We start from the raw sequence: 13,234 nt of genomic DNA on the forward strand, positions 1-13,234 counted from the left end.
CTTAAAAATGGTATAATAAAAGGTAATGAAAAAAAGCAAATGAGGCAGAGATGAAACTACTTTATACCGATACTCGGACTTCTTTGACAGAAATCCTAACCAAGGAGGCTCAAGGACTTGTTGACCAAGGTAAACGAGTCTTTTATATCGCCCCTAACTCTCTTTCTTTTGAAAAGGAACGTGCCGTACTGGAGTGCTTGAGTCAGCAGGCTTCTTTTGCGATTACAGTCACGCGCTTTGCTCAAATGGCTCGTTATCTGGTTTTAAACGATATACCCGCGAAGTCAAGTCTCGATGATATTGGTCTGGGCATGGCTTTTTATAAATGTCTGTCTGAGATAGACGCTAAGGATTTGCATGTTTACGGGGCTATTAAGCAAGATCCGCAATTCATCCAACAACTGATTGAGATTTATCATGAAATGACAACTGCAAAGATGAGTTTTTTAGACTTGGAAAGTCTAGCTGACGCTGATAAACGTTCTGATTTACTCTTGATTCTTGAAAAGGTAACAGCATATCTCAACCAAGGACAAATTTCACAGGGGAGTCCATTAACCTATCTGATTGATGCTATCGAAGAAAACAAGGTAAGCAGTGATTTTAGTAAGATTGCCCTAGTCATTGATGGTTTTACTCGTTTTTCTGCAGAAGAGGAACACCTAGTTGATCTACTTTATCGTAAGGGTGTTGAAATTGTTATCGGGGCTTATGCAACTAAAAAAGCTTATACAAGTCCATTTACTGAAGGGAATCTCTATCAAGCCAGTGTTGAGTTTTTGCATCATTTAGCCTTTAAATACCAGACCAAGGCAGAAAATACTTGTCAAGAACATGAGAAACTTGATGCTTTTGCTAAAGCTTCAATATTACTTGAAAGTGCCTATGATTATTCAGAAATCAGTTTAGAAGTGACTGATGAGGATAGAGAAGATTTACAAATCTGGTCCTGTTTGACCCAAAAAGAAGAGTTGGAGTTAGTTGCTCGCAGTATTCGCCAGAAATTGCACCAAGAACCAGAACTGAGTTATAAGAATTTTCGTATTTTACTAGGAGATGTAGAGTCATATAAACTGTCCCTGCAGACAATTTTTAATCAATACCAGATTCCTTTTTATCTAGGTAAGAGTGAGTCTATGGCTCATCATCCTTTGACTCAATTTGTAGAATCCATCGGACGCCTCAAACGTTACTATTTCCGTCAAGAAGATTTGATTAATCTCTTACGAACCGGCTTATATACCGACCTTAGTCAAGAAGAAATCGATAGCTTTGAACAATATATCCGCTATTTAGGTATTGATGGTCTTTCAAACTTTAAACAAGAATTTACAAAAAATCATCGTGAAAAATTTGATTTGGTCAAATTAAATGAGCTTCGTGTTCGTGTTCTAAGCCCACTAGAAACTCTATTATCCAGTCGTAAACAAAAGGCAGAGAATATCCTTGAAAAATGGAAGAATTTTTTGAAGGATTCCTTTGTGACTAAGCAACTGCATATCTTATCTGCAACAATGGAAGTGGCGGAACAAGAAAGACAAGAGGAGGTCTGGAAAGCATTTTGCCACGTAATGGAGCAATTTGCAACTGTATTTGAAAGTTCTCAGGTCACTTTGGATGATTTCTTGGCTCTTCTTCATTCAGGAATGTCCTTATCAAATTATCGTACGATCCCAGCAACGGTAGATACTGTTCTGGTGCAGAGTTATGATTTAATTGCGCCTTTGACAGCTGATTACATCTATGCACTTGGTTTGAGTCAAGATCACTTGCCTAAAATTGCTCAAAACACTAGTTTATTGAGCGATGAAGAAAGGGATGTACTGAACCAAGCAACCCAAGATGGCTCTCAATTATTGATTGCTAGCCATGAAAATCTTAAGAAGAATCGCTATACCATGCTTTCTTTGGTAAATTCTGCCAAGAAGCAATTAGTCTTATCGGAACCAAGTTTACTCAATGAAAATGAGAGTAAAGAGTCGGTTTATCTGAAAGAATTACAGGATTTTGGTTTTAGCAAGATTGAAAAGAGAGCTGATCGAAAAAACCTATCAAAGGATGATATTGGTTCTTATCACAGTCTTTTGTCTAGTCTTGTTGCCTATCATCAGCAAGGTGAGATGGAGACAAGTGAACAAGACTTAACCTTTGTTAAAGTTTTAGCTCGTGTTATGGGGAGAAAGTTGGAAGACCAAGGTTTAGAAAATCCAGTCCTGCCTACAAGTCCACGAAGTAAGACTTTAGCAGCAGATACTTTGGATGCCTTGTATCCTCAAAACCAAGATTTTTATTTATCAACTTCGGGATTAACGGAGTTTTATCGAAATGAATATAGTTATTACCTTCGTTATGTCTTAGGCTTGCAGGAAGAATTGCGTCTCCGTCCTGATGCACGAAGTCACGGGAATTTCTTGCATCGTATTTTTGAACGAGCAATGAAACTTCCGACTAATGAATCCTTTGACCGACGTTTAGAACAAGCCATTTCTGAAACTAGTCAGGAACGAGAGTTTCAAGCTATTTATCAGGAAAGCTTAGAAGCTCAATTCACCAAGGAAGTTCTTTTGGATGTAGCTCGAGCTACAGGACATATTCTGCGTCACAATGCTGAGATTGAAACAATTCAGGAAGAGGCAGTCTTTGGTGGTAAGGAACAAGCCTTTGTTCAGTTAGATAACGGCAGAAATGTCTATGTCCGTGGGAAAGTGGACCGTATCGATCGATTAAAGACTAGTGAAGCTATTGGTGTTGTAGATTACAAATCTTCTGCAACTCAGTTTAACTTTCCTCTCTTTTATAACGGTCTCAACTCGCAATTACCAACCTATCTGGCTGCTCTTAAAAAAGAAGGAAATAGAGATTTCTTTGGAGCTATGTATTTAGAGATGGCTGAACCGATTCAGTCCTTACAAGCCAATAAAACTCTTTCAAAAGCTTTAGCAGAAGCGAATAAGAGTATGAAATACCAAGGACTATTTCTTGAAAAAGAGATAAAGAATCTTGGTGAACTATATAATAAAAACAAGACCTATCAGTTGTCTGATGAGGAATTCCAATTATTACTAGACTATAATGCCCTTATTTATAAGAAAGCAGCAGAGAAGATTTTATCTGGTAGATTTGCTATCAATCCCTATACAGAAGACGGCAGAAGTATTGCGCCATATGTTCAACAATATCAAGCTATTACAGGATTTGAAGCCAATTACCATCTAGGTCAGGCTAGATTGTTAGATAAGGTAGCTAAGAGTAATGACAAGGAAGCATGGTTTAATAAAATAAGAGAGGAGTTGGAGCGATGAAATTTTTATCCCAAGAAGAGATTAAAGAGTTGCAAGTAGCAGAAGCTCATTCTGACAAGAAACTAAAGAAAACCGCTGAGCAAATTCAAGCTATCTACAGTTCTGGAAAAAACATTCTGGTTTCAGCATCAGCTGGCTCAGGAAAAACCTATGTCATGGCTGAACGCATTCTTGATCAGTTAGCGCGTGGTGTAGAAATTCGCCAACTCTTTATCTCAACTTTTACAGTCAAGGCAGCAACCGAGTTAAAAGAACGCTTGGAAAAGAAAATCAGCCAACAAATCCAAGAGACTCAAGATTTGAAGCTAAAAAAGCATCTTGGAAGACAATTAGCTGATTTACCAAACGCTGCCATCGGAACTATGGACTCTTTTACTCAGAAGTTCCTGGCTAAACATGGTTATCTGATTGACCTCGCCCCAAACTTCCGCATTCTTGAGAATGAAAGTGAGCAACTCCTCTTAAAGAATGATGTTTTTCGACAAGTTTTCGAAAGTCACTACCAAAGTAAGGAACAAGAACAGTTTGGTCAGCTGGTCAAGAACTTTGCGGGTAAAAGTAAGGATGCACGTGGATTGCGTAAACAGGTCTATATGATTTATGACTTTTTGCAATCTACAAGTAATCCTCAGGATTGGCTACAGGATTCATTCCTAAAAGGTTTTGAAAAGGCTGATTTTACAGTTGCTAAAGAAAACCTTGTAGACAATATAAAGGAGAAACTCTGGGATTTAGAAAGCTTTTTCCGTTACCATTTGGATAATGATGCAAAGAAATTCGGTAATGCAGCGTATTTAGAGGCTGTTCAACAAGTTCTTGATGAAATCGGTGCTTTAAACCATGAATCAAGCTCTAATCACTATCAAGAAGTTCTAGAGCGAGTTGTGAATATTTCTAAGGATAAGGGTGGCCGTGCTCTCACAAATGCTAGTCGCAAGGCTGAACTCCTAGAACTGAAAGAAGCGTACAACCAAGAGAGAAAAGACAAGTTTGAAAAGCTAATTGCACTAAATGACCAAATCACTTTACTAAAATTCCAAGAAGATTATCATCAAGAGTCTTGGGACTTAGCAAAGACTTTTCAAGTTTTCATGAGTGATTTTGTAACTACTTATCGAAAGCGTAAACGCGAAGAAAATGCCTTTGAATTTGCGGATATTAGCCACTATACCATTGAGATATTGGAAAACTTCCCTCAGGTTCGTCAAGAGTATCAGGAACGTTTCCACGAAGTCATGGTCGATGAGTACCAAGATACCAACCATATCCAGGAGAGGATGTTAGAACTCCTCTCTAACGGCTATAACCGTTTTATGGTGGGAGATATCAAGCAGTCTATTTATCGTTTTAGACAGGCAGATCCCCAAATCTTCAATGAAAAATTCCATAGTTTTGCTAAGGATGGCAAAGAAGGTCAGTTAATACTGCTCAAGGAAAACTTCCGTAGTAGTTCTGAAGTTCTTGATGCTGCTAATGATGTCTTTAAGCATCTCATGGATGAGGAAGTTGGAGAGATATCTTATGACGGCATGCATCAACTTGTTTTCGGAAATACTGATTTACAGCCAGATTCAGAAAACAAGGCAGAAGTCCTCTTGTATGATAAGGATGTTGACGGTGATTCTAAGGAAGAGGAAGAGTTTTCGACCAACAAACTGACTGGTGAAATGCGAATGGTCATTAAGGAGATATTGCATCTTCATAATGATAAAGGGGTTCCTTTCAAGGACATGGCTCTCTTAACTGCTAGTCGAAGTCGTAATGATCAAGTTCTGCTCGCCTTGTCTGAATATGGTATTCCTGTTAAGACAGACGGTACTCAAGCAAACTATTTGCAATCCCTAGAAGTCCAGGTGATGTTGGATACTCTTCGTGTCATCCACAACCCTCTTCAAGACTTTGCTTTGGTTGCTCTAATGAAATCTCCGATGTTTAGCTTCGATGAGGATGAATTGGCTCGTCTAGCTCTTCAAAATTCTGAGGATAAGGTTCAAGAGAACTTTTATGAAAAACTAGTCAATGCTCAAGCAAAAACTAGTATCCAAAAGGATTTAATAAAATCTGAACTCCATAAAAAGCTTAACCTTTTCTTGGAAACTGTTAATTCTTGGCGTTTGTTCTCAAAAACTCATTCGCTTTATGACCTTATTTGGAAAATCTATAGTGAACGTTTCTATTATGATTATGTTGGTGCTTTGCCAAATGGTCAGGCTAGACAGGCCAACCTTTATGCCCTAGCCCTACGAGCTGACCAGTTTGAAAAGAGTAATTTTAAAGGCTTATCACGTTTCATAACTATGATTGATCAAGTCTTGGAAGCCAAGCATGACCTTGCCAGCGTCACTGTAGCTCCACCTAAGGATGCTGTGGAGCTTATGAGTATTCATAAGAGTAAGGGACTTGAGTTCCCTTATGTCTTTATTCTCAATATTGATCAGCAATTTAACAAGGAGGATAGTAAGTCTGAGGTTATCCTCAGTCGAAAAAACGGGCTTGGCCTTAAGTATGTGGCTAGAGTAGCTACAAATGCAAAAGAGGAATATCTTCCATCATCGATTAAGTTATCTATCCCAAGCTTGACTTATACTCAAAATGAGGAAGAGCTGCAATTAGCAAGCTATTCTGAGTTGATGCGTTTACTTTATGTAGCCATGACTCGTGCTGAGAAAAAACTCTATCTAGTCGGAAAGGGATCAAGGGAAAAGTTGGAGTCTAAAGAATACCTGACAAATGGGCAAGGTCTCCTAACACGTCAAACCAGGTTAGATGCTCAAAATTTCCAGGACTGGATTTGGGCAATCTATCAAGCTTTTTCTAAAGAGGACTTACACTTTAGTGTTCGTTTCGAGGGTGAAGAACAACTGACAGAAGAAGCTATCGGTAAATTGGAAACTAAAAGCCAGCTCCAAGATCTTTCTCAGACAAGTAACCGTCAGTCTGATACCATTAAGGAAGCTTTAGAAATGCTGAAAGAAGTGGAAGTGTATAATGAAATCCATCGTGCAGCAATCAATCTCCCAAGTGTTCAGACCCCAAGCCAGATTAAGAAGTTTTATGAACCAGTCATGGATATGGAAGGTGTAGTAGTAGCTGGTCAAAGTAAACCAAAAGAAAATACTATTCAGTTTGAACTCCCAGACTTCTCCAAGACAGAAAAAGTCACTAGAGCTGAAATTGGTAGTGCTACCCATGAACTCATGCAGCGAATCAATCTTGATAAGGAACCTAAATTAGAAACTTTAACGGTGGCTTTAGAGCAAGTGCAAGCAAGCCCTGCTGTTAAAGATAAAGTTAATCTTAATAAAATCTTGTCTTTCTTTGATACAGCTCTTGGTCAAGAGATTCTTAAAAATCAAGATAAACTTTATCGAGAACAACCCTTCTCTATGTTAAAAAGAGATGCTAAGAGTCAGGAAGACTTTGTTGTCCGTGGAATTTTAGATGGTTATCTAGTTTATGAGGATAAAATTGTTCTTTTTGACTACAAGACAGATCATTATGAATATCCAAGTCAACTGATTGAACGTTATAGAGGTCAATTATCTCTATATGCAGAAGCCTTATCCCGTTCTTATCAAATAGACAAGGTTGAAAAATATCTGATTTTGCTTGGCAAAGATATGGTTGAAGTGGTCGAGGTGAACTAATCTTGTAAAAACTATTGTCATACTTGACAGTAGTTTTTATTTATTTTCAGTTATGGTATACTAGTTTCAGAAAAGGATGTAAAAGAATCTATGCCAAAAGAAATCGATATCGAATACTATCACCAATTAGCATTACAAAAGCAAAAAGAGCATCGTAAATTTCTTGGAAACCTGAAAAAGAAAGCTCCAAAAAATCTAGATAAGATTGCCCTTCAAATTCACCAAGAGGTTTTTGAGGAAATTGATTGTACAGCCTGTGCTAACTGTTGCAAGAGCCTTGGACCGGATTTTAAGGAAGCAGATATCACACGCATTGCCAAATACTTTAAAATGAAATTACCAGCCTTCGAAGATGAATTTCTACAGGTAGATGAAGACGGTGATAAGATCTTTAAGACAATGCCATGTCCATTTCTTGGTGGTGACAATCTCTGTTCCATCTATGATGTTCGTCCCAAGGCTTGTAGAGAATTTCCACATACCGACCGTAAAAAGATTTATCAAATCAATAATCTGACTATCAAAAACACTTTAACTTGTCCCGCAGCCTATCTCTTCGTTGAAAAATTAAGAGATAAAACCGAATGAAGGAGTCTTTATTAGGTTATTGTTTGAAAAACTAAGCGCTTACATGGTATAATGTATAAAAAATATTATCAATGAATAGGATTTTGCTTATGCATGATTCCATTCATATAAGGAGAAAAAGTGAATGAAAAAACTCACTAAATTTGGCATTATTACAATGTCTGTTTTTGCTTTAAATCTGGTATCACAGTCAGTAGTTCAAGCTGAAGAAACTAATAGCGAACCAGCAAATGTTTCAGTGACACCAGGTATTACTAATTCAACTGATGCTGAGAACACTTCTTCAGCAGACAATAAGGTTGCACCAGACCCTACTAGTGACACATCACTAAAATCAGACGAAGAGGGTGCCAATGCTTCCTCACCAAAAACTATGGTTGCACCAGACCCTACTAGTGACACCTCACTGAAATCAGACGAAGAGGGTGCCAATGCTTCCTCACCAAAAACTGAGGAAATCTCAACTAATAGCGAAGCTACAACTGGCGGGAAAGAAGATTCAACTGGTAGCAATATCATTGATGAAGGTGGTTACGTCAATGTTGAAGGACTTCCAGCACATTTAACTGAGGATGGTAAAAGTGTAGTCTACAATTACACTGTAGCCTTCAAAGAATTGCACTCAAGTGATCATGGTCAAGCTGTTCGCGGTGTTCGTATCCGTATTCCTAATATTTCAGGTGCAAAAGCTAATTTCACTTTGATCGGAACATATGATGACAATGGAAATCCTGTAGATGTTAATGTTCCAATGAAAGAGATTTCGTATAATGAACCTGTTGATGATAAAAGGGGGAATGTTCCAACTGCTGAGGAACTAGCAGCTGGTAAGAAACCTTCCGTTGTTAATATGAAGGATGTTGACGGTAATATCACTGATCCAACCTCTACTGATGATGCAGTTAATTTATATACTGTTGTTTCAAATACATTTAGATCAACAGCTTTTCGAGTTTCTGTGACCGTACCCTTGGAGGAAGCTAAGAAGATCAAGTACTTACCAATCGACGCGAGATTTGCTTGGAAATGTTCTCAAGATGGTGGTGGGGCTGGTTCATATGAAGAAGGTTGCCAAAGTCTAGAAGAATATAATGGAAATCGAGTATATTATCAAGACAACAATGGGGAAACGACTTATGGTGCTCTAGGTAATCCAAGTTTAGTAGATGATACTTATGTTCAGAATGACCATCTAGTTAGGTCAGTTGCAAACCCAGCTACTCATATCACACCAAATAACGGTGACTGGAAAACTATTCCTCATGATGTTAATATTAATCCTGAGACCTTCTTTAATTATGTTAAAATGTTTAGTTTGAAATCCAATCGTGCTGTTAAATACTATGCTTCAGAATTTGAAGATATGGCTGACCAGGATGTTTCTACGCTTCACTATGGAGATGTAGTGGTGGATTATGTTATCAAGGGAACAAATCAATCTATCAAGGAAACATATAAAGACACACCATTAACTTCTATTTATGGATCTGATGGAAATCTTGTGACCTATAATGCTGCTGAAAATGCAGATGAGCGTCCGTCTTCTATCACTGTAGATGGTAAAAAATACAATCTAGTTGGTGTTTCTTCAACATCTGCACCTGAAACAGGTCAGTTAAAAGAAGGAACAACTCATGTTATCTATGAGTATGAGAAAGAACCAGATCCAGGAAGCAAATCAGAAGAAACACCGAAACCTATTCAACAAGATAAAGTTCAATCTTCTGAGCAAAAAGTAGCTCATGAAAAAGCTCAGTTACCAAATACAGGTACTACTGATTCGCCATTAGCTATGAATCTTCTTGCTATTTTAGCTGGAATCTTTGGTATTTCACTTTTCAAAAAAAGTAAAAAATCTGAGAACTAAGTAAATAGTTTTAAAAAAAGTCATCCAAATTGGATGGCTTTTTAGTGTAGTCCCCTATATTTCTATAGTTAGAGTCTGTACCAAACAGATTGTAGTTTTTGTATATTTATTTTTATCTGAAAATTCAAATCATAATTCTTATTAGCCAATAAATCCATTTTTTAAGCTTAAAGTTTTTTTAAACTTTATCTTAAAGAAAACTGATATAAGGTATCTTTAAGCGATGTTCTGTATAGTTATACTATCACTAAGAAAGGAGTGCCGGTATGAACTATATAGTAATTCCAGCTTATCAACCTGATAATAAACTTATCAAACTTATCGAAAAAATTCATGAAAAGAGTAATTTTCATATCCTTGTCATTGACGATGGAAGTTCATCAAAGTGCCAAAAAATCTTTGATAAAGCCGAGCAATATGCTACGGTACTCCGTCACGAAGTGAATCAAGGTAAAGGGCAGGCGCTTAAAACAGCCTTTTCTTATATCCAAGACCAAAACATTTATGGAACAGTAGTCACAGCAGACGCAGATGGTCAACACAAAATTTGGGATATATTCCGTGCGGCTAACAAAGCTTCTGAAAATCCTAACAAGCTAATCTTGGGTGTGCGTGCCTTTACAGGTAAGGTTCCACTCCGTAGTCGTTTTGGGAATAGCTTGACAAAAGTACTCTTTAAATTACAAACAGGAGTAGGAGTAACAGATACACAAACAGGCCTTCGCGCTTTTACAACAAATCTCATTCCTTTTATGCTAAAGATCGAAGGGCAACGTTATGAATACGAAATGAACATGCTTCTGGAAGCAAGCAAAGAATATGAAATCTTAGAAGTACCAATCGAAACGGTCTATAACCTTGATGGTGGTGGATCATCTACGCTTTACTTCAACGGTCAGGTTATTAACAAGCCAACGACTGGAGGAAACAAAATTTCAGAAAGGGCGGTGAGTGATATTGTCTACATCGGTTACTAATTTTGGCAAAAAACGGTTTAAAAAAACAGTCAGTTCTTATACACTAATCACTATTTTCTTCTTTGCTTTTTCTAGAATTTATGAAGCATTTAGTTTTGGAGAGACATCAGTTCATATGCACTATTTATTTGTAGTACCTCTTATTGGAGGATTTCTACTAGCAATCTTGCTCAAAGCTCTTCCACAATTTTCTCGTATTAGTTTTAATCTATGGAATTCGGCAGTAGCGATTATTACAGCGGGTACACTTTTCCGCGGAATTGTCAATCTTTCTGGTCGTTCAACCACACTTGATGCACCATACTGGTATGTAGGTATCGGGTTTGTCGTTCTAGCTCTTTTATCAATATTTATAAATCCTATTCGACTGAAGAAGAATTTCAGAACAGCTGAAGTTTAGATAAATGATAAAAAGTAGTCGTTCATATCCTGTTCGACTACTTTTTGTTGACTTTCATTTCTAAAATGTTTTAACAATATTACAACTTTCTTTCTTCTTAAAGACCTTACTTTTATAATTAAAATTATATTGTATAATAAAGTGGATAAATGTTGTCTTTAAAACGATAAGTAAGAAGTAAAAAATTTAGGGAATATAAAATTGAAAGGTTAAAAATGAAAAAGATATTACTAGCAAGTACTGTTATTCTTTCCATGGCAGGTATTTCAAAAACAACAGTGTTGGCTGAAGAAAACCAAGCTACAAATAAAATAGAAAGTTCTGACAAAACTGTAGCAAATGGAACGAGTAAGGAAGCTAAAGAGAAAAAGCAAGCTCAAGGTCAAGAGCAGAACGATAAGCAGAATCAAAACGAAACACAAATCAAGGCAGAAAAGGATTCTTCTCAATCTGAACAGAAACAAGAAACAGCCCTTACCAAGGATAACTCTTCAACAGAAGAAATTACTGAAGAGGTCAACAAAGAAGGTTGGCAAAAAGAGAATGGTCAATGGCGTTATTATGAAAATAAAAAGGCTGTTACGAATTGGAAAAAAATAGCTGGCCATTGGTATTATTTTAACCAAGACGGTATCATGCTTAGCAATACAGTTTATGATGACTATCTCTTTAATAAAAGCGGAGCTATGGTTGAAACTTCTTGGGTAAAAATAGATGAGAAGTGGTTTTATGCCACAGAATCAGGAAAGATTATCCGCAACAAATGGGAAAAAATTAACGGTTCATGGTATCGTTTTGATGAAACTGGTATCATGTTAAGCAAAACCATTTATAATGACTATCTTCTTCAGACTAGCGGTGCTATGGCTGAAAAGAACTGGGTAAAAATGGATGAAAAGTGGTACTATGCTACTGATTCAGGAAAAGTCGTTCGTAATAAATGGGAAAAGATTAATAGCTCTTGGTACTTATTTGATAAAGACGGGGTCATGTTGAGTAGTCAATGGAAAGATAAATACTACCTAAAAGATAGTGGCGCCATGGCTCAAAACGAATGGTTCTTTGATAAAAAATACAATAGTTGGTTCTACCTAAAATCAGATGGTTCTTATGCTGAAAACCAATGGCAAGGGTCCTACTATCTCAAATCATATGGTTATATGGCCAAGAATGAGTGGATCTTTGATAAGAGTTACAATGCTTGGTATTATCTAAAAGATGATGGACTATATGCTACTGGAACACTCAAAATCAATGGTAAAAATTATAGCTTTGAAAATAACGGGAAGTGGATCTCTAATTCATCTAGTTATTATAAAGTAAAACCAATAACAGCCTATGTTTATAGTGCTTCTGGAGCTAGACTTAGCTATATTTCTCAAGGTACTATAGTTGCTGTTTCTGACACAGAGTCTCAAGGTGACAGACTCCCAGTCCAAATTTCTGGACTTTCAGGCTTTATGAATAAGAGTGACCTTATAGCTGTAAATTCTAGTGACGAGTTTATCCCTCATTACACAAGCGATGGTCGTTATCTTTATCACGAGTTATCACCTTATACAAGTATTCGTGTAGCACCTCATAGTTCATCTATGGCTATTGGTACAAAATACTATTCATCAGATGGCGTTAACTTTGATAACTTTAAAGTTGAGAACCCATTCCTCTATAGAGATCTAAGAAAGCCAACAAATTATACAGCAGAAGAATTGAATAAGGTTTATTCTCTTATGAATATTCAGGGCAGCCGCCTTGCAGGTAAAGGAGAGGTCTTCAAAGAAGCGGAGAAACGTTATCAGGTCAATGCACTCTATCTCATGGCCCACAGTGCTCTGGAAAGTGCATGGGGACGTAGTCAAATTGCTAAAGATAAGAATAACTTCTTTGGTATTGCCGCCTATGATACAACTCCATATGATTCTGCAAAGAGTTTTGACAATGTTGATAAGGGAATCTTGGGTGCAGCTAAATGGATTCGAGAAAATTATATTGATGAAGGTAGAACCTATCTTGGTAACAAATCATCTGGTATGAACGTTCTTTACGCTTCCGATCCATATTGGGGTGAAAAGATTGCAAGTATCATGATGACCATCAACAGTAAACTAGGTGAAAAAGACTAAAAAAATCTTTATAATCGATGACTATAAAATGGTTATCGATTTTTGTTTGTCTTTAATGATCATGTAACAAAAAAGGTTTACCTTTTAGTAAACCCTTTTTTTGTTTATGAACTTAAATACTCTAAAATTAGACCTCTTTAATTATGTTCATTAAAATTAGTTATTTTTAGATTTAAGTGAGTTTCTAACAACTAGAATTGATGAAACAAGGATGATAGTACCAAGAATTGTTACAAATGTTCCTTTTCTTTCACCAGTTTCTGGAAGCCCTGGTTTATCTTCAGTTGTAGTTGTTGTACTTGAAGTAGCCTTAGGTTCTACAGTTGTAGT

At 36.9% G+C, this 13,234-nt stretch carries 8 protein-coding genes and 1 pseudogene; 8 read left to right on the forward strand and 1 reads right to left on the reverse strand.

Annotated elements, in window-relative coordinates; translation table 11 throughout:
* The first annotated feature begins 50 nt into the window (after positions 1-50).
* The 8 genes and pseudogenes from rexB (at position 51) to NMM19_RS03425 (ending at position 12,904) form a co-directional block, all read left to right on the forward strand.
* Positions 51-3,302, forward strand: coding sequence for an ATP-dependent nuclease subunit B (gene rexB / locus NMM19_RS03390; RefSeq protein ID WP_254729999.1), 3,252 nt, complete (start codon positions 51-53; stop codon positions 3,300-3,302).
* On the forward strand, positions 3,299-6,949 hold the full coding sequence (addA, locus tag NMM19_RS03395; protein WP_254730001.1) for a helicase-exonuclease AddAB subunit AddA: 3,651 nt from the start codon (positions 3,299-3,301) through the stop codon (positions 6,947-6,949). The genes rexB and addA overlap by 4 nt, the downstream gene beginning before the upstream one ends.
* A gap of 90 nt (positions 6,950-7,039) precedes the next feature.
* Complete coding sequence (locus NMM19_RS03400) at positions 7,040-7,537, forward strand: YkgJ family cysteine cluster protein (protein ID WP_254730003.1); 498 nt, start codon at positions 7,040-7,042, stop codon at positions 7,535-7,537.
* Between the two features lie 124 nt (positions 7,538-7,661).
* On the forward strand, positions 7,662-9,404 hold the full coding sequence (locus NMM19_RS03405; RefSeq protein WP_254730005.1) for an LPXTG cell wall anchor domain-containing protein: 1,743 nt from the start codon (positions 7,662-7,664) through the stop codon (positions 9,402-9,404).
* Positions 9,405-9,670: 266 nt separating this feature from the next.
* Positions 9,671-10,258 (forward strand): annotated as a pseudogene (locus NMM19_RS03410) (glycosyltransferase family 2 protein); the annotation flags it as partial.
* A complete protein-coding gene (locus NMM19_RS08385) occupies positions 10,244-10,381 on the forward strand; it encodes a phosphodiester glycosidase family protein (RefSeq protein WP_254730014.1) in 138 nt (45 codons plus the stop codon). The pseudogene NMM19_RS03410 and the gene NMM19_RS08385, both read left to right, overlap by 15 nt.
* Positions 10,356-10,781, forward strand: a complete 426-nt coding sequence (locus tag NMM19_RS03420) for a hypothetical protein (protein WP_254730007.1) — start codon at positions 10,356-10,358, stop codon at positions 10,779-10,781. Before NMM19_RS08385 ends, NMM19_RS03420 begins: the two co-directional genes overlap by 26 nt.
* Positions 10,782-10,996: 215 nt before the next feature.
* On the forward strand, positions 10,997-12,904 hold the full coding sequence (locus tag NMM19_RS03425; protein WP_254730009.1) for a glucosaminidase domain-containing protein: 1,908 nt from the start codon (positions 10,997-10,999) through the stop codon (positions 12,902-12,904).
* 156 nt (positions 12,905-13,060) lie between these two features.
* On the opposite strand, the gene NMM19_RS03430 is transcribed toward NMM19_RS03425, so the two are convergent.
* On the reverse strand, positions 13,061-13,234 hold a 174-nt coding region (locus NMM19_RS03430; protein WP_254730016.1), incomplete at its 5' end, for an LPXTG cell wall anchor domain-containing protein.

The organism is Streptococcus sp. CF8_St5-17, from assembly GCF_024295665.1.
Lineage (GTDB): Bacteria > Bacillota > Bacilli > Lactobacillales > Streptococcaceae > Streptococcus.